This is a genomic window from Streptococcus sp. HF-100 (assembly GCF_015594635.1).
Lineage (GTDB): Bacteria > Bacillota > Bacilli > Lactobacillales > Streptococcaceae > Streptococcus > Streptococcus vaginalis.
The window spans coordinates 17,096-35,103 of record NZ_JADNQV010000003.1 but is presented as its reverse complement, the minus strand read 5'-3'; the positions used below and the strand labels follow the sequence as shown (position 1 = coordinate 35,103).

Annotated in this window: 20 protein-coding genes, 1 tRNA gene and 1 pseudogene; 18 read left to right on the top strand and 4 right to left on the bottom strand. The window is 38.7% G+C overall.

The genetic code is table 11. From position 1 onward, the window contains the following. Nucleotides 1–14: 14 nt before the first annotated feature. The 12 genes from IYQ23_RS03865 (at nt 15) to groL (ending at nt 10,868) form a co-directional block, all read left to right on the top strand. Nucleotides 15–1,166, top strand: coding sequence for a tyrosine-type recombinase/integrase (locus tag IYQ23_RS03865; RefSeq protein ID WP_195674131.1), 1,152 nt, complete (start codon nt 15–17; stop codon nt 1,164–1,166). 191 nt (nt 1,167–1,357) lie between these two features. Beyond that, nucleotides 1,358–2,344, top strand: coding sequence for a sugar ABC transporter substrate-binding protein (locus IYQ23_RS03860; protein ID WP_195674130.1), 987 nt, complete (start codon nt 1,358–1,360; stop codon nt 2,342–2,344). Then, nucleotides 2,344–3,657 carry a sensor histidine kinase gene (locus IYQ23_RS03855; RefSeq protein WP_195674129.1) on the top strand — a complete coding sequence of 438 codons (1,314 nt, stop codon included), beginning with the start codon at nt 2,344–2,346 and terminating at the stop codon, nt 3,655–3,657. The genes IYQ23_RS03860 and IYQ23_RS03855 overlap by 1 nt, the downstream gene beginning before the upstream one ends. Then, nucleotides 3,650–4,333, top strand: coding sequence for a response regulator transcription factor (locus IYQ23_RS03850; protein WP_195674128.1), 684 nt, complete (start codon nt 3,650–3,652; stop codon nt 4,331–4,333). Before IYQ23_RS03855 ends, IYQ23_RS03850 begins: the two co-directional genes overlap by 8 nt. After that, on the top strand, nt 4,330–5,616 hold the full coding sequence (locus IYQ23_RS03845; protein WP_195674127.1) for an ABC transporter substrate-binding protein: 1,287 nt from the start codon (nt 4,330–4,332) through the stop codon (nt 5,614–5,616). The genes IYQ23_RS03850 and IYQ23_RS03845 overlap by 4 nt, the downstream gene beginning before the upstream one ends. Nucleotides 5,617–5,814: 198 nt before the next feature. Beyond that, on the top strand, nt 5,815–6,249 hold the full coding sequence (locus IYQ23_RS03840) for a PTS sugar transporter subunit IIA (protein WP_049516995.1): 435 nt from the start codon (nt 5,815–5,817) through the stop codon (nt 6,247–6,249). Nucleotides 6,250–6,273: 24 nt separating this feature from the next. Next, on the top strand, nt 6,274–6,768 hold the full coding sequence (locus tag IYQ23_RS03835) for a PTS system mannose/fructose/N-acetylgalactosamine-transporter subunit IIB (protein WP_049513158.1): 495 nt from the start codon (nt 6,274–6,276) through the stop codon (nt 6,766–6,768). 32 nt (nt 6,769–6,800) lie between these two features. After that, nucleotides 6,801–7,652, top strand: a complete 852-nt coding sequence (locus tag IYQ23_RS03830) for a PTS mannose/fructose/sorbose/N-acetylgalactosamine transporter subunit IIC (RefSeq protein ID WP_195674126.1) — start codon at nt 6,801–6,803, stop codon at nt 7,650–7,652. 1 nt (nt 7,653) lies between these two features. Continuing rightward, complete coding sequence (locus tag IYQ23_RS03825; RefSeq protein ID WP_003026914.1) at nt 7,654–8,484, top strand: PTS system mannose/fructose/sorbose family transporter subunit IID; 831 nt, start codon at nt 7,654–7,656, stop codon at nt 8,482–8,484. 13 nt (nt 8,485–8,497) lie between these two features. Continuing rightward, nucleotides 8,498–8,788 carry a PTS fructose transporter subunit IA gene (locus IYQ23_RS03820; protein WP_106383925.1) on the top strand — a complete coding sequence of 97 codons (291 nt, stop codon included), beginning with the start codon at nt 8,498–8,500 and terminating at the stop codon, nt 8,786–8,788. A 144-nt stretch (nt 8,789–8,932) separates the two neighbouring features. Then, a complete protein-coding gene (gene groES / locus IYQ23_RS03815) occupies nt 8,933–9,214 on the top strand; it encodes a co-chaperone GroES (protein ID WP_003030877.1) in 282 nt (93 codons plus the stop codon). A gap of 31 nt (nt 9,215–9,245) precedes the next feature. Further along, on the top strand, nt 9,246–10,868 hold the full coding sequence (groL, locus tag IYQ23_RS03810) for a chaperonin GroEL (RefSeq protein WP_195674125.1): 1,623 nt from the start codon (nt 9,246–9,248) through the stop codon (nt 10,866–10,868). Between the two features lie 89 nt (nt 10,869–10,957). Here the strand turns inward: groL and IYQ23_RS03805 are convergent. Beyond that, nucleotides 10,958–11,155 (bottom strand): annotated as a pseudogene (locus IYQ23_RS03805) (tyrosine-type recombinase/integrase); the annotation flags it as partial. Between the two features lie 444 nt (nt 11,156–11,599). Here IYQ23_RS03805 and IYQ23_RS03800 point away from each other — a divergent pair. The 3 genes from IYQ23_RS03800 (at nt 11,600) to IYQ23_RS03790 (ending at nt 13,915) form a co-directional block, all read left to right on the top strand. Next, the gene (locus IYQ23_RS03800) at nt 11,600–12,367 is read left to right on the top strand and encodes an epoxyqueuosine reductase QueH (protein ID WP_195674124.1); all 768 of its coding nucleotides are present in this window, start codon (nt 11,600–11,602) and stop codon (nt 12,365–12,367) included. A gap of 185 nt (nt 12,368–12,552) precedes the next feature. After that, complete coding sequence (locus IYQ23_RS03795; protein ID WP_003026903.1) at nt 12,553–13,191, top strand: deoxynucleoside kinase; 639 nt, start codon at nt 12,553–12,555, stop codon at nt 13,189–13,191. A gap of 64 nt (nt 13,192–13,255) precedes the next feature. After that, nucleotides 13,256–13,915, top strand: a complete 660-nt coding sequence (locus tag IYQ23_RS03790) for an HD domain-containing protein (RefSeq protein WP_195674123.1) — start codon at nt 13,256–13,258, stop codon at nt 13,913–13,915. A gap of 71 nt (nt 13,916–13,986) precedes the next feature. Here IYQ23_RS03790 and IYQ23_RS03785 read toward each other — a convergent pair whose 3' ends face one another. The 3 genes from IYQ23_RS03785 to IYQ23_RS03775 form a co-directional block, all read right to left on the bottom strand. Then, nucleotides 13,987–14,502, bottom strand: a complete 516-nt coding sequence (locus IYQ23_RS03785) for a DUF308 domain-containing protein (RefSeq protein ID WP_195674122.1) — start codon at nt 14,500–14,502, stop codon at nt 13,987–13,989. Between the two features lie 346 nt (nt 14,503–14,848). Beyond that, a tRNA-Lys gene (locus IYQ23_RS03780) sits at nt 14,849–14,921 on the bottom strand. Nucleotides 14,922–15,193: 272 nt separating this feature from the next. Continuing rightward, on the bottom strand, nt 15,194–16,465 hold the full coding sequence (locus tag IYQ23_RS03775; RefSeq protein WP_195674121.1) for a replication-associated recombination protein A: 1,272 nt from the start codon (nt 16,463–16,465) through the stop codon (nt 15,194–15,196). Between the two features lie 101 nt (nt 16,466–16,566). Here IYQ23_RS03775 and IYQ23_RS03770 point away from each other — a divergent pair, with 101 nt between their 5' ends. The 3 genes from IYQ23_RS03770 to IYQ23_RS03760 are packed head-to-tail and all read left to right on the top strand — an operon-like array spanning nt 16,567 to nt 18,006. Continuing rightward, nucleotides 16,567–17,037 carry a DUF3013 family protein gene (locus IYQ23_RS03770; RefSeq protein ID WP_195674120.1) on the top strand — a complete coding sequence of 157 codons (471 nt, stop codon included), beginning with the start codon at nt 16,567–16,569 and terminating at the stop codon, nt 17,035–17,037. A 49-nt stretch (nt 17,038–17,086) separates the two neighbouring features. Then, a complete protein-coding gene (locus IYQ23_RS03765) occupies nt 17,087–17,530 on the top strand; it encodes an NUDIX hydrolase (RefSeq protein WP_195674119.1) in 444 nt (147 codons plus the stop codon). Beyond that, complete coding sequence (locus IYQ23_RS03760; RefSeq protein ID WP_195674118.1) at nt 17,527–18,006, top strand: GNAT family N-acetyltransferase; 480 nt, start codon at nt 17,527–17,529, stop codon at nt 18,004–18,006. The genes IYQ23_RS03765 and IYQ23_RS03760 overlap by 4 nt, the downstream gene beginning before the upstream one ends. The last annotated feature ends 2 nt before the right edge of the window (nt 18,007–18,008 follow it).

The window sequence follows — 18,008 nt, the reverse complement described above, 5'->3', positions numbered from 1 at the left end:
AAATAGGAGGTTCTATGTTTTTTAAAGTAATTGATGTAAAAAAAGTACGATATTACGAGAAATATTTTGATGAAAGTGAGGGAAAGTGGAAGCAAGTATCCTGTACATTAACTTCTAAAACAAGAGCGGCACAAGCTGAGGCAAGAAAAATTTTAGAATCCAAAATTGAGCAAAAGACAAACACAGTATTTGGTGTTTCACAAGATTTATTAGTATCTGAAATAGCGAATGAATGGTTATCTATTCGGGAATCAGAATTAAAAAGAAATACGTATGTTAGACAAAAATTTATGTTTGATGCTTTTTTAAGAGAATTTGGAAAACAAAAAGTTAGAAAAATATCAAATATAATGTTGCAAAAGTATTTATTGTCAAATGATTGGTCTGTAGGTTATCGTAAATTATTTATATCTATTCTAGATGTATTTTTTGCATATTGTTTCAAAGTAGGATATATTGAAGAAAATCCAGTTAAAAGAGTAGTTTTACCTAAGGCTAAGAAAAATATAAAAGTGATGAAACAAAAAATGGAACATTTTTTATCTAAAGAAGAAATGAGTGAATATTTATTTTATTTACAAAAGTCTAACGAGGATAAAAGGTTCATTTTATTGGCGGAATTTTTGTATTGGACAGGAATGAGAGTTGGAGAAGCGTTGGGGTTGAAGTGGGAAAATGTAAATATAGAGAATAGAGAAATTCATATCCAATATACTTTAGTAACAGAAGAAAGTGCTGAAAATTATTATTTGACTTCTCCAAAAACAATTAGTTCTATTCGTACTATAGCAGTTTCTAATAGAGTAATTGAAATATTATCTGAGTATAGTCAACTTGAGGAAAAAAGTGATTTAGTTTTTATTTATGAGCAGAAATATCCTATATTACTGACTACTTTTAACACATTTTTGAAAAGAACTTTTAAGAAATCAGGGATTGATAAAAGTGAAGATTTTAGATTGACTAGTCATGTTTTTCGTCATTCCCATATTTCGTTATTATCAGAGTTGGGAGTTCCTTTAAGAGCGATTATGGAGAGAGTAGGACATTCGAACGAGAAAACAACGTTGTCAATTTATACTCATGTTACTCAGAACATGAAGTCAGAAGTAATTGATAAGTTGGAAAAAATTGATTTAAGTTTACCAGAAATTAACCAAAAATAGGAGAAACAATGGTGAATATTGTCTAATGTTGTCGTTTTAAAAAAGTTAGGAATGATTAGTAAAAGCTGATATGTCTAGGTTTGTATCAATTTTGGTAAGTAAAAATGTACATATTTTGCCATAAATATAATATAATAAACCTAGATAAAACAAAGTTTTCTGTTTAAGATTGCTGTTAATAAGGAGAAAAAATGAGAGCAGGTAAAGGAAAAAAGCAATATCGCTATTATCGTAAATATCTATTATTTTTTCTGTTTGTCTTCGTCTTGGCTGGCTTAGTTTTCCTCTATGTAAAAGGGAATTCATCAGATAGCAAGCAAGTTAAGATAGGAGCGACCTATATGACGATGAACAATGATTTTTATAAAACCTTAAATGCTGAAATTGAGAAAAAAACCAATCAACAAGGAAGTCGACTTTATGTGCGGGACCCAGAATTAGACGAAGATAAGCAAAGTCAGCAGATTGATTATTTTGTTCAAGAAAAAGTGAATGTGATTGTTATAAACCCAGTTAAGAGTGACAGTCCAAAGATTCTGACTTCTTTAAATAAAGCCAGAAAAGCGGGAATCAAGATCATTGTCGTGGATGCACCTGTTAGCAAAGATGCAAAAGTTGATACTACTATTGTGTCAGACAATTATCAAGCCGGTGTGTTGATAGCAAACGATATGATGAAACGATTGTCAAGTGCGAAGATTTTACTATTGGAACATCATAACGCTGTGTCTGCGATGGATCGGATTCAAGGATTTTTAGATACGATTAAAGGGCATCCTGCTTATCAGGTGGTTTCTGAGCGGGAAACATTGGGGCAAACGGAAGAAAGTATGCCTCAAGTAAAAAAAGCATTGAACGAAGGAATGCAATTTAATGTGGTCATGTCTTTAAATGATCGTGCTGCTATCGGAGCTCTCGCGGCCATAAAAGATCAAGGTGTGACAGATAAGATTGCAATTTATGGCGTAGATGGCTCGCCTGATATTAAGAATTTCCTTGCCAATACCAATGATATTCAAGGAACGGTTGCCCAGTCTCCGATTCAAATGGGCAGAAAGGTGACAGAAGTGATTGAGCGCATGATGAAGCATCAATCTTACAAAAAGGAGTACCTGATTCCTGTTCATTTGGTGAATAAAGATAACATCGGGCAATATACAATTACAGGGTGGCAATAATGAGACGAAATAAAAGTATTTTTTATAGCAAAATTGCTTTAATGGTCATCAATTTTATTGCCATTGTTTATAATGCCTCTATTTATCTTTTTGCGACGAATTACGTGGTCGCAAGAGGTTATGCTCATTCACTATTGGGGCGTTTGGATGCTATCCCAGGCTCGCCGAGCTTTAGTTTTTGGTTAGCTATTATCTTTTATGCTTGCTTGCTATTAGTATTTTATTACCGTGAGAAACACCCAAATCAGCTATCCGTTTATGATAAAGTAACTATTATTGAGATTTTGCTGATGTTAGTTATCTTTTCTGTCCTGCATTCTTCTTATAATGGTTTGATTCTCTTGGTTTTTGCGGATATTTTTTACGGTTCTAAAGAATTTAACACCTCAAAAGATCGGAAATATTGGTTTTCTTTTATCATTTTGAGCTTTAGTATGTTGCTCTTATCCAACTATGATTTGATGTCGCTTTTTGTTAAATTGCCTTCGTTAGATACTTACATTCGCTTTTGTCCAGAATCTATTCGCATGGCACTCCTTTTTGGAAAGAATTTTCTCTTTTCACTAAATCTGGTTGTCTTTATGATTTCTTTGCTATTCTACATTTTATCTGCAATGACCGAAAAGCACCATATTGAAGAAGAACTGCGGATGGCGGCACAAGCCAATCGCGAGTTGAATAGTTATTTAGCCTTATCTGAAAAAATTGCGGAAGACCGTGAAAGAAAGCGGATTGCCAGAGAAATCCACGATACGCTAGGGCATGCTTTGACAGGAATTTCAGCTGGGATTGATGCGGTTAAAGTACTGGTGGATATTGACAAAAATCGTGCTAAGGAGCAGTTGGAAAATGTTTCTGTGGTTGTGCGAGACGGTATCCGTGATGTGCGAGGCTCGCTCAATAAAATGCGTCCCGGCGCTCTAGAAAACAATAGTTTAAAAGAAGCACTGCTTAAAATTATTCGAGAGTACGAAGCCATTTCTAATTTAGAAATCCATTTTCTCTATGAATGGGACACGATTGATTTGGATGTTGCAAAAGAAGATATTGTCTTTCGGGTGATTCAAGAATCCATTACAAATTCGGTGCGGCATGGACACGCCAAGACGATTTGGATTGAATTATTGGAAAAAGAAAATTATATCATGACCATTCAAGACGATGGAGTCGGCTTTGATGAGCTTTACTATGGTTATGGTCTCAAACAAATGCAGGAGCGTTTGGCGATTATTGGTGGGAGTGTTCATTTTGAAAATCGCAACGGTTTCTATACTCATATTGAAATTCCTAAAATAGGAGGAAAAAATGATTAAAGTTTTAATAGCAGATGATCAAGCCTTGATTCGTGAGTCTTTACAGATTATTTTATCAGCTCATGCAGATATTGAAGTGGTGGGAACAGTCGGTGACGGCAAGGAAGTGCTCGAAAAACTTCACCATATACATCCAGATGTGATTTTGATGGACATTCGAATGCCTGTTATGGATGGCGTTCTCTGTACAAAAGCGGTCAAGGAGCACTATCCAGATATCAAAATTATCATTTTAACAACTTTTGATGACGATGATTTCATTTTTTCAGCATTGAAATACGGAGCTTCTGGTTACATTTTAAAAGGAGTTTCTACTGACGAACTGCACCAAGCCATTCAAACGGTTCACAAAGGCGGTGCTATGATTAACCCCAACATTGCTAGCAAAGTGTTTAAAATCTTTTCACAAATGGCGCAGTCGAATTTTGCCATTTCTGTTGCGGAAGAAAATGTAGAAGATATGAGTCAGACTGAGTGGAAGATTATCCAACAAATTGGTTTTGGAGTTTCAAACAAGGAAATTGCAGCGAAGTTGTTCTTGTCTGAAGGGACAGTGCGGAATTACTTGTCAGGTATTCTGACGAAATTAAATTTGCGAGATCGCACGCAATTAGCTATTTGGGCTGTGCAGACAGGTGTTACCCAACGTGATTTTAGTAAGGACAATGACAAATGAAGTGGCGGATGAGGTATTTGACGATGTTCGTCTCGGCTCTCCTTTTAGTGGCCCTTAGCTTTGTTTTATGGACTTCCAATCAAAAAAAGATTTTGCGAATTGGAGTGTATGCAGGTAGCAGCTGGGACGTTCCGAATAGTCGTGAGAATAGAGTGTTAGACAATATTATTCGCCAATTTGAAAAGTCACATCCCAATGTCAAGGTCGTCTATGAGAGTGGAATTCCTAAAAAGGACTATGACAATTGGCTAGCAGAAAAGATTCTAAAGGGTGAGCAGGCAGATGTTTTTATGGTGCCTGAAAATGATTTTTCAATGTTGGCATCTTCTGGGGCTTTTAAATCCTTAGATTCTTTGATTAGTAAGGAAGAAGCCGCGGTTTACTATCCAGTTGCCTACCAAGCCGGGCAATATCAGGGGAACAGTTATGCTTTGCCGATTGAAAGCAATCCCGTCATGATGTGTGTCAATAAGGATTTGTTGGAAAAAGAAGGTATTTCAATTCCTGACTCCAATTGGACTTTAGAGGATTTATATGCGATTTGTCAAAAAGTAACAAAGGATACAGATGGTGACGGTCTGATTGACCAGTATGGCATTACGGATTATACTTGGAAGCAAGCCTTGGTGGCGTATAACGGGCATTTAAGAAATCAAAATGGTGTTAATATTGATAGTGTCGAAATGCATCAAGCACTCTCCTTTATCAGTAAATTGGATTCATTAAATCAACGGTACAAGGTAACGTCAAATGATTTTGATGAAGGTAAGGTCGCCTTTTATCCAATGAGTTTGGCTCAATATCGAACCTACAAACCCTATCCCTACCATGTGGCAAAATATTCTAGATTTTCTTGGACCTGCATTCCTATGCCGGCCGCTAAAGCGGGCATTCCTGCGACCCAAGTGAAAACATCTCTTTTTGCTATTTCTTCAAAGACAAAACAGGACAAATTAGCTTGGAAGTTTATGAAATTGCTGTGTCAAAATCATAAAAATCAGCAAGAGCTATTTGCAAAATCACAAGGGACCTCTGTCTTGACTTCCGTAGTTAAAAGCAGTCAGACGAAAAAGATTTTACAGGCAGATGACTTTGGACTGGATTCGCTGACATCGCAACGACTGGATCATATGATGAAGCATTCGGTGTTAGATATTAGCAGAGACTTAGATTATCATTCTTTGGAACGACTGGATTATTTACTAGGAAATGCTCTCAAAAACAATGAAATAGACAGTATCTTACCAAGTATTCAAAGGGAAATGGAAGAAACAGGCAAATAGAGGTTTAACGAAGAATAAATATCAAAATAGTCAGATGAGAGATTTTTGAGCTCAAAGCTGGCTATTTTTCTTTTTGAAAACTATATGACATTTGTCATATTTTAACTAACAAATGTCATCTTTACAAAGTGACATTTGACAATGTGAAACCGGTTTCAGATTTAGTAAAATAAAGACAGAAATGAAGGAGGAAAGAACATGAAATATCTAGTACTAGTCAGTCATGGTGGACTAGCAGAAGGCGTGCAAAGCTCATTGAGGATGTTCGCTGGGGATAAGACCGACCAAGTCATTGCAGTAGGTCTAAAAGAAGGCAAGTCTGTTGAAGATTTCGCTCTTGACTTTCGTCAAGCGTTAGCAAATCTGGGAACAGAAGATACGGTTTTGGTGTTGGCAGACATTGTCGGAGGAAGCCCTTTGACGACAGCTTGCAATGTTTTATCAGAACTTGGCAAGTTAAACACTGCAGTCGTACTTGGTGGTCTCAATTTGACAATGGCACTCACAGGCTTAGTGATGAAAGATATGTTGGAAGGAAAAGAATTGGCACAAGCCATTCTCTCAGAAGCATCCGCAGCGCTGCAAGAATTTGATGTAGTTGCTAGTGACGAAGAGGATGAAGACGATATTTAAAAAAGATTAAAAAGGAGATTTATCATGACAATTTCATTTGTACGTATTGATGACCGTATGATTCACGGTCAAACAGTAACTCGTTGGGCAAAAGAATATCCTTGTGACGGCTTAGTTGCTGTCAATAATGCTGCAGCAGGAAATACAGTTTTGAAACAAGCCTACAAAGCAGCTTCTGATAAAAAAACATTCGTTTGGACAAAAGAAGCATGGAAAGAAAAATCACAAAAGGTATTGGATTCCGATAGTCGCTATTTCTTGATTACTAAAAATCCAATTGATATGAAAGAAATACTAGTTGATCAAGGTTTTGTGCCTAGTGATATCAAAGAAATCATCGTTGGTCCAGCCAATGACCGTCCAGGAGCTATTAAATTAGGAAACAACCAATCCATCACACAAGAGGAAGCGGAAGCACTTGAAGCGATTCAAAAAGCTGGCTATAAAGTGAAATTCCAACTCTTGCCAGATGTGTCTATTGGCTATTGGGACGATTTCAAATCTAAATTTGGTTTTTAACAAAATATAATAAGCATTAAGGAGGCTTTATTATGACAATTTCGTGGTTTCAAGCCGCTTTACTAGGGTTATTTGCCTGTCTATCATCTATGCCTGGTCTAGGTGGTACTTCCATTGGTAACTATACTCTTGGGCGCCCGCTTGTAGGTGGTTTAGTTTCAGGACTGATTTTAGGAGATGTGAAATTAGGTATTATCTGTGGGGTTGCTATGCAGCTCGTTTATATCGCTTTGGTAACACCTGGTGGTACGGTTTCAGCTGACGTGCGTGCGGTTTCTTATATTGGGATTCCTCTGGCAATGGTTGCCATTCAATCGCAAGGACTATCACTTGACTCTGCAGACGCTGCTAACTTGGCTAAATCAATGGGAACACTCGTTGGTACAGTCGGTACAGTTCTTTTCTATGGTACCGCTACTATGAACTTGCTTTGGCAACATATTGGTTGGAAAGCTGTTGAAAAAGGTGAATTTAAACGCCTGTACATGGTAGACTGGGGCTTCCCTTGGATTTCACACTTGATATTCTCATTCTTGCCAACCCTCATTATGTGTAAATTAGGTGCAGATGCAGTTACGGCCTTGAAAACGACACTTCCATTGGACGGTATTCCAATGAAAACCCTCTTCACAGTTGGTTCTCTTCTTCCATGTGTCGGAATTGCAATTCTCTTGAAACAAATTGTTGAAAAAGCTGTCGATTTCATTCCATTCTTTGTTGGATTTACTTTAGCAGCTTCACTAGGACTTAACCTTGTATCTTGTGCAGTAATTTCATTGATTTTCGCAGTATTATTCTATGAAATTCAAATGGCTAAAAATGTAAGAGCACAAGCAGCTTCAAGTGCAAGTTTTGATGATGACGACGATGAGGAGGATATTTAAAATGGTTAAATTAACGAAAAAAACATTAGGAAAATCTTTCCATCATTGGTATTATGGGAACTTAACTTGCTTCTCACAAGAACACATGCAAACCTTTGGTTACCTAGCTTCAATGCTGCCAATCGTGGAAGAATTGTATCCTAAAAAAGAAGACCAAGCCAAAGCAATGCATACTTACACTGCATTCTTCAACACAGAACCTCAATTAGGTACTTTGATTGTAGGGATTACAGCTGGTCTAGAAGAAGCGCGTGCTAATGGCGCTGATGGAGTGGATGACGAAACGATCAACGGTCTTCGTGCTGGTCTGATGGGACCTGTTGCAGGGATTGGTGATTCACTGATTGTTGGTACCTTGATTCCGATTATACTAGGTATTGCTCTTGGTTTGTCAAATGGTGGTTCGCCACTTGGTGCAATTTTCTATATCGTTGTTTGGAACTTGCTCGCTTATTTCGGTATGAAATTTGCCTACTTTAAAGGCTATGAACTTGGTGACAAAGCAGTTGAATTTCTTGTCGGACCTCAAGGACAAGCTATCCGTAAGTCTGTTTCTATCATTGGTGGTATGGTTATCGGTGCTGTTGCAGCGACATGGGTACCTGTTAAGACAGCTTTCAAATTGAAAGACTCTTCAGGAAAAGCTTTCTTGGTACTACAAGATCAATTAGACGGTGTCTATCCAGGTCTATTGACAGCTTTGTTTATCGTCTTTTGCTGGTGGTTGATGGCGAAGAAAAACCTTTCACCAATTAAAGTAATGTTGCTTCTCGTTGTAGTAGCTTTCCTTGGTGTATTGGTTGGCTTCTTCAACCCAGGATTGAAATACTAAATAGGAGAAAAATATGACAGAACAAGAATTGATTCAAGGATATGAAACGGAAATTCAATACCAAAAACACATGATTGAAAATCTAGGGCGTTGGTTTAGTCTCTTCTTTACTATTGCTAGTATCGGTCTTGTTCTGATCTATTTCTTCCGTCAAACCAATCTCATTGCCTTTGTTCTTGGAATAATCCTAGCAGTGTTGGGAATATTAGCCATGCTTGTCTTTGGTTATGGTATTTACAAAGGACGACTGAATCTTCAAAGAGTCATTGATGATTTTGAAGAAAAATTAAGATTGGTTCGATAAAAATTTATTTGCTTTCCCCCTAAAAACTTTGTCGTTTGACAGAGTTTTTTTCTTGACTATTTCTGACCAAGTGATACAATAGAAAATGTAAATATTAGCACTCGCACTTGTAGAGTGCTAAAACAAGATATTGGAGGTAAACAAATGCTTAAACCATTAGGCGACCGTGTGGTCTTAAAAGTAGAAGAAAAAGAACAAAAAGTTGGTGGTTTTGTCATTGCAGGTGCAGGACAAGACGCAACAAAGACAGCAAAAGTTGTAGCTGCCGGGGATGGAATTCGTACACTCAACGGTGAACTCGTTGCGCCAAGCGTAAAAGCTGGTGATACCGTTCTCGTTGAAAGCCATGCGGGAATTGAAGTTAAAGACGGCGAAGAAAAGTACCTCGTTGTCAATGAAGCAAATATTTTAGCGATTGTTGAATAAATAAAAATTTATAGAAAGAGGAATTGTAAAAATGGCAAAAGATATTAAATTTTCAGCAGATGCAAGAAGCGCCATGGTGCGCGGCGTCGATATTTTAGCAGATACCGTTAAAGTAACCTTAGGTCCTAAAGGCCGTAATGTTGTTCTTGAAAAATCATTTGGCTCACCACTCATCACAAACGACGGTGTAACCATTGCAAAAGAAATCGAACTCGAAGATCATTTTGAAAATATGGGAGCTAAGTTGGTGTCAGAAGTTGCTTCAAAAACCAATGATATTGCTGGTGACGGAACAACCACTGCGACTGTCTTGACGCAAGCAATTGTCCGCGAAGGAATCAAAAATGTAACTGCTGGTGCAAACCCAATTGGCATTCGTCGTGGTATTGAAACAGCTGTTGCAACAGCTGTTGAAGCCTTAAAAGCAAATTCTGTTCCGGTTTCTAATAAAGAAGCCATTGCGCAAGTTGCGGCTGTCTCATCACGTTCTGAAAAAGTCGGAGAATACATCTCTGAAGCTATGGAAAAAGTTGGCAATGACGGTGTTATTACTATTGAAGAATCAAAAGGTATGGAAACGGAGCTAGATGTGGTTGAAGGAATGCAATTTGACCGCGGTTACCTTTCCCAATACATGGTGACAGACAATGAAAAAATGGTTGCTGACTTAGATAATCCATATATCTTGATTACAGATAAGAAGATTTCTAATATCCAAGAAATTCTTCCTTTGCTGGAAAATATTTTGAAAACAAGCCGTCCGCTTTTGATTATCGCAGATGATGTGGATGGTGAAGCTCTTCCAACTCTTGTGTTGAATAAAATCCGCGGTACTTTCAATGTCGTCGCTGTGAAGGCGCCAGGATTTGGGGACCGTCGTAAAGCAATGCTAGAAGATATTGCTATCTTGACTGGCGGTACAGTGATTACAGAAGATCTTGGTCTGGAATTGAAAGACGCAACGATTGAAGCGCTCGGACAAGCCTCAAAAGTAACTGTGGATAAAGATAGCACCGTTATCGTTGAAGGTTCTGGCGATGCCGAAGCTATTGCCAACCGTGTGGCTGTTATCAAATCCCAAATCGAAAGTTCTACGTCTGACTTTGACCGTGAAAAGCTACAAGAACGCTTAGCGAAATTGTCAGGCGGTGTGGCTGTCATCAAAGTTGGTGCTGCAACAGAAACAGAACTCAAAGAAATGAAACTCCGCATCGAAGATGCCCTCAATGCAACTCGCGCAGCTGTCGAAGAAGGAATTGTTTCAGGTGGTGGAACAGCCTTTGTCAATGTTTTAAGTGCCGTTGAAGCGCTAGACTTGTCAGGTGACGAAGCAACTGGTCGCAACATCGTTCTTCGTGCGTTAGAAGAACCTGTTCGCCAAATCGCTTTGAATGCAGGATTTGAAGGTTCTATCGTCATTGACCGCTTGAAAAATTCGGAAGCTGGAACTGGTTTTAATGCTGCTATAGGTGAATGGGTGAACATGATTGATGCTGGGATTATTGACCCAGTCAAGGTTACTCGTTCTGCCCTTCAAAATGCAGCTTCAGTAGCGAGTCTCATCTTAACAACTGAAGCAGTTGTTGCTAACCAACCAGAACCAGCCAGTCCAACTCCAGCAATGGATCCAAGTATGATGGGCGGCATGATGTAATATATAACTAAAACCCTTGTAATATCAAGGGTTTTACTATTGTCTGAAACACGATTAAAGGCAAGGAGGGGCAAAAAAGGGGCAAAAGATTATAACTTGTTTAGAGCGTCTATAGCATTCTTTCTTGCGTCTTTTGTGACGTGATTATAAATAGCTAGAGTAGTTTCAGGGTCAGAGTGTCCTACTCGCTCCATAATTACCTTAAGTGACAGGTTTAGCACGGACAATAAAGAGATGTGAGAATGTCTGAATATGTGGCTAGTTAAATGCTTTTTGAAATGCAGCTCTTAACCATGTTCAATTTTGAGAGTGGGACAGAAATCAATCATTCGAAGAATTTGATTTTTCAGCAAGTCCCAATTTCTAGTTGCTGACCTAAAACAGTCCACTGGACTGTTTTGACTTTCACCTTCGCACAGTTGGTTAGAATAGCCGTTATCATCGGTATAACAAGGGATAAGGATATCCAACCAACCACTGCGTCTTGCAGGCCAAACTATAAATGCATGAGGTTGGGAATTTCTGTCCCAACCTCTTTTTTAGCTTGGGTTCATAGAGAAGACAAAAAGGATACAAAGTAAAAATAGAAGCTCCAAAAATGTTCGATGAATATTAGGAATTTATTGCTGTTACTTAATAATTAGTTCTGTTTGAAAAAGTTATTCTCTTTTGTCCATTTGTCTCTACTCTCTTTCTGTGGTAAAATAGTCTTACATTCTAAGGAGAGAACGATGATTGATGTTGAAGACGTTTTGAGCAAGATGAATCCCAATCAAAAGATCAATTATGACCGCGTGATGCAAAAAATGGTCAAAGTTTGGGAAGCAGACCAGAAGCGTCCTACGATTTTAATGCACACCTGCTGTGCACCTTGCTCAACTTATACGCTGGAGTATTTGACCCAGTATGCGGACGTGACGGTTTATTTTGCCAATTCAAATGTTCACCCCAAAGTAGAATACCAACGCCGCGCCTATGTTGCCCAAAAATTTGTTCACGATTTTAATGAAAATACTGGTAATCATGTTCAATATTTAGAAGCTCCCTATGAGCCTCAGGAATTTTTCCGGACAGTACACGGTTTGGAAGAAGAGCCAGAAGGTGGCGATCGTTGCAAAGTCTGCTATGATTATCGCTTGGATAAGACAGCGCAAGTGGCGGTTGATTTGGGATTTGACTATTTTGGAAGTGCCTTGACAATCAGCCCTCATAAAAATTCGCAGACGATCAATAGCGTTGGAATTGAAGTGCAGAAAGTTTACGCAACGCAGTATCTTCCTAGTGATTTCAAGAAAAATCAAGGCTATAAGCGCTCGGTCGAAATGTGCGAGGAGTACGACATTTACCGCCAATGCTATTGTGGTTGTGTATTTGCAGCACAAGCGCAAGGAATTGACCTCATTCAGATTAAAAAAGATGCGACGGCTTTTTTGAAAGGAAAAGATTTAGAAAAAGATTATTCGCATATCAAATTTACTGTCACGAATGGAGAATCCTAAAATAACGCTTGTATTGGAGTTGATTGCGCTTCTTTATACAAGGTTATTTTTGTTTGTACATTTAGAAGTTTTATATCTTGACGTCATCAATATATTGTGCTAACATTTTCTTTGGTACAATATGTGGTGGTTCGGTTGAGACTGATAACCTGATATTGGATAGATTTGGGAGGTGCAGGAAGATAGTGATTATTTTAGCGGGCATGATTGGGGTAGGCAAGACGACTTACACTTATCGACTAGCCGAGGAATTAGGAACGCAGCCTTTTTTTGAACCTGTAGAAGAAAACCCTATTTTGGATAAGTATTATGAAGACCCTGATAAATATGGTTTTGCTTTGCAGATTTACTTTCTAAACAAACGCTTTAAAATGATTAAAGCGGCCTATCATGATGACAATAACATTCTAGATCGTTCTATTTATGAAGATGCTCTGTTTACTTACATCAATACCCTCAAAGGCAGCATTAGTGAGCAAGAGTACAATATCTACTTGGAACTTTTGGACAATATGATGGAAGAAATCCAAGGTTTGCCTAAGAAGGCGCCAGATTTGTTGATTTATTTAGACGGAAGTTTCGATCATATTATGAACAATATCAAAAAACGTGGTCGCGATTATGAGCAACCAAATGAAGAAAATGGGCTCGCTGACTACTATCAGCTGCTTTACAAGCATTATCAAAATTGGTATGAAGATTACAATTATAGTCCTAAAATGAGAATTGCAACGGATGATTTAGATATTGCAAATCCAAATGACTGGAATCACGTGTATCAACAAATTCAACAAAAAATGAAAACGATTGGGCTTGAAAAGTGAGTTCAATCAAAAAATCTCGAAATCGCTTCGAGATTTTTGTGTATATAAATAAAAAGGGTGACAGATGATAACGGATAGACAAGCGAAAATTCTTCAAGAAGCGAGAGATTTTGTTTATGCTGAACTGAAAGACGAGATGAGCGGGCATGACTGGTGGCATATTGTGCGTGTCACGAACAATGCTGTAGAAATTGCTATACAAGAACAAGCAGATGTTTTTATTTGCGAGCTAGCTGCCTTGCTGCATGATATAGCTGACGGGAAATTAAATAAGAATGAAGAGGTGGGCTTGCAAAAGGTTGAGCAATGGCTACAGAATCATCAGGCTTCAGATGCGGAAATAGCTCATGTGCTGGATATTATTTCAACGATGTCATTTGAAGGTGGACATCAGCAGAAAAATGTCAGCACTTTGGAGGGGAAAATTGTTCAAGACGCTGACCGTTTGGATGCGATTGGAGCGATTGGAATAGCGCGAGCTATGGCTTATTCTGGACATACGGGCAGACCCATTCATGACCCTGCCTTGCGACCACGAGAAGATATGACGGTAGAAGAATATCGAAGCAATAAAGGAACAGCAATTCTACATTTTTATGAAAAGTTGTTGAAGTTAAAAGATTTGATGAATACAAATTATGCCAAGCAATTAGCCATGGGCAGGCATCGTTTTTTGGAAGAATACCTAGAGCAATTCTATGCAGAATGGGATGCGAAAAAGTGACAATTAAAGATACGAAAAAGCTGAGAATGTAACTTCCCAGCTATTTTAATATGCCCAAAATGGCAGCTAGATTATTTACGAAAGGCATCAACGATATAGGTGAAGCCAGCAACTAAAAATGCAAAGGCAACGACATAAACGACAAAGACACTTGTAGCTACTGGATTGAACAGAATCACTAGACCTAGTAAAAATGCAAGCAACGCTATCCACATGATATGGTTGCCAATAATAGGGAAAATCAATCCCAGACGATTGCCTTTAAAGAAAGCTATAATGGCTTCTACAATTAACCAAATTCCTAAAATAGTTGGAATGACAACCGGCAGGGTCACAAAGCCATAGGCAACGAGGTAAAGAGCTAAGAGAAGATTAACAATCCCTTGGAAAAGATAAGCTGGTGAGCGAAGCTCTTTTGGTACAGAGAAATAGCCTAAAATAGCTGCTATAGAAGCAACCAGTAAACCAAATGCAATCCACCAGCTGTAAGCAACAAGATTAGCTGCTGGGTTTGTAAATAGAAAAAGTGCTAAAAGGACAAAAACAACTCCTGCAAGGAATAGCAATAAACGATTAGAAAATTTCATTTCAATACCCCCTATATAGTATAGTTTGATAATAAAAGTATTCTACATTTTTTTATAGGAAATGTCAATAAAATAAATGGACAATTTGGAAGTTTCAGTCTGATTCATGAAAAGAAAATCAGTTTTTATCATTTTGAAAATAAAAAGAGAAGATAAAATTTGTCTTCTCTACATGAAAATATTGTATGGCATCAAAGCAAAAGTAACTGGCTTTACACTATTTGTTAAGATGTAATTTGATTCAAAAAGAAAAGATAGATTTAAAAGTGGGGCAAATGATGGGGCAAAAATAGTTGAGAGTAAGTAAAAAAGCCTATATGATAGGCTTTTGTATGTAAATATTAGATGCCCCCTACAGGGCTCGAACCTGTGACCCATGGATTAAGAGTCCACTGCTCTACCAACTGAGCTAAGGAGGCAACAGAAAAAGCTGTATTGGTGCCGGACCTTCACGATTTGTATTGAACCCGCGCAATTAAGCAGGTGGGCAACTCGCTCTAACTGAAGCTGCTTCCGCGTGAAACGGCCTGCAAGCTGTTAGAAGTCTTTTGTTTCCCTAATAATACAAAAAATAGTCGGTCAACACTTAAGTGTGAAGTCGTACACCACAGCGTTTCTATAATTATGATACCACAATTTTTGAAAAATTCAAGAGAAAAAATTGATTTTTTGCAAACGATACCACGATTTTTTAGTGGTTTTTGAGTTGTTCAATCTTATTTTTAGTCATGCCAAGGGCTCGTTCGTACTTCCCGTTTTCGTTCGGAGTGAAATAATCGGCATTTTTAATTTTTTCAGGAAGGTAGTCTTGCTGCACCCAATTACCAGGATAGTTATGTGGATATTTGTAATCTTGCGCATTTCCCAGCTCCTTGCTACCAGCGTAGTGACCGTCTCGTAGATGGCGGGGGATAGGTAAGTTTCCATTTTGTCGCAAATCAGAAAGAGCTTTATCTATAGCTACTATGGCAGAGTTGGACTTAGGAGAAAGTGCTAGGTCAATGACAATGTTGGCAATGAGGATGCGAGCTTCTGGGAACCCAATTTTTTGAGCGGCTTCAAGTGCGGTCACTGTATGAATCTGAGCATCGGGATTTGCCAAACCAATGTCTTCATAAGCAATGACCGTCAGGCGTCGTGCGAGGCTGGGAAGGTCTCCAGCTTCAATCAAGCGAGCTGCATAATGGAGACTGGCATTGACATCAGACCCGCGGATGGACTTCTGTAAGGCGGACAGGACGTCATAATGACCGTCTCCGTCTTTGTCCATAGTGATGTAGCTCTTTTGCAGGCTGTTTTCCATAATATCCAGAGAGATATGGCGAACCCCTTCAGTATCCTCTTTGGTAGAGAGAACTGCTAAATCTAGAGAATTAAAGGCTGAGCGCAGGTCACCGTTGGTGGAAGTGGTAATGAAATCCAGAGCGTCATCATCTAGCTGGACAGGAAAATCAAAACCTCGTTCGGTGTCCGTCAGGGCTGTTTGAATGGCTTGTTTAATATCATCATTTGTCAGAGGTTCCAGCTCGAAAATCTGTACCCGGCTGCGAATAGCGGGAGTGACAGAGAAAAAGGGATTTTCTGTTGTGGCACCAATCATGATGATTAGACCGTTTTCTAACAGAGGGAGGAGAAAGTCCTGCTTTGTCTTATCCAAGCGGTGAATCTCATCTAACAGCAGCACCAAACCACCAGAGAACTTGGCTTCTTCTGCAATCTCTTGCAGACGCTTCTTACTATCAACGGTAGCATTAAAGGTCCGAAAAGCAAATTTGGTAGTTCCGGCAATAGCCGAAGCAATTGAAGTCTTACCGATGCCGGGCGGTCCGTAGAGAATCATAGAAGACAGGCGATTGGCTTCAACCATGCGACGGATGATTTTTCCAGGTCCGACCAGATGCTTCTGACCGATGACCTGATTGATATTTTTAGGCCGCATACGGATCGCTAAATTTTCTGGCATACATTTTCCTCCTTACTGGTATTCTTTTCAACTGTTCTGATTTATGTTACTATAGTTGTATCTATTTTAACACATTTTAAAGGATTGGAGAGAGGCTGGCTATGGTTAAATATGGATTTTTGGATATATTAAATGAAGAAATGGAGAAATGTTTTCCATTTGACTATGAGATAAACTGGGATAAGAAGAATCATGCCGTAGAAGTGTCCTTTCTCTTAGAAGTACAAAATGCAAATGGCATCGAACTGTTAGATGTGGATGGAGAAAGCAGCACAGAAGACATTTTCTTTGAAGAAAGCGTTCTCTTTTATAATCCTGCTAAGTCTCACTTTGAAACAGAGGATTATCTAACAGTTGTTCCTTATGAGCCAAAGAAAGGCCTGTCTCGTGAATTCCTGACCTACTTTGTGGACTTCTTGAAGAAGACGGCCGAAGAGGGATTAGATACTCTCATGGACTTTCTGGCAGATCCAGCGGCAGAGGAATTTGAAATTGTCTGGAATAATAAAGTTTTTGAAAAAGCCAGAGCAGATTTGAAAGAGACAGACTTTTATCCCTATCCTAGATACTGAAATACAAGCGTGCCTAAGAAGATCACTGATTTTACGGAGGTAGGGAAGAATGAGTGATATGACTGTTTTGTATCAAACGTTTGATTTCTCAGGCTGTAAAATTGCTTTGCTGCATGGCGATACAATTTTAACCATTTTAAGAGACGATATTTCGACTATTCCTTACCCGAATATGTGGGATTTTCCCGGCGGTGGGAGAGAAAAGGACGAGACACCTTTTGAGTGCATTAGAAGAGAAGTCTTTGAGGAGCTGGGCATTGAACTCAAAGAGGAATCCATTACATGGGTCAAATGTTATCAAGGCTTTGTTCATCCTGAGGAAGTTTCTGTTTTCATGGTAGCTTCTATCTGTCAAGAACTGATAGATCAGATTGTCTTTGGTGACGAAGGACAAGGCTACAAATTAGTAAATATAGAAGAATTATTAGCGGATGAAAACGTCATCCCGCAGTTGAAAAGTAGATTGAGAGATTATTTGGAGGTGCAGAGATGATTCATATAGAACAAGCAGAAGCTACAGATTTAGAAACCATTATCAGTATTCAACGTGCTAGTTTTAAAGCTGTCTATGAAAAATATCATGATCAGTATGACCCTTATCTGGAAGATAGAGAGCGGATCAAGTGGAAGTTGGTGGAACGTCCTAATAGTTTTTACTATTTTGTCAAAGATGATGAGAAAATTGTTGGCTTTCTTCGCTTGCAGACCAATGATGCGCGAACAGCAGGTTGGCTTGGGACAGCTGCAATTTTACCTCAATATCAGCGAAAAGGCTATGGCTACGAAGGAATTCGCCTGCTAGAGAAAAAATTTCCGACGATTACTCAGTGGGATTTGTGTACAGTTTTCCAAGATGAACCTATGGTCAAATTTTATGAAAAATGCGGCTATCATCAAACGCATACTGAACCAGAGCAAGAGGGCATGGATATGGTTTATATGACGAAGAGTATTAAAAGAAAGGAATGACA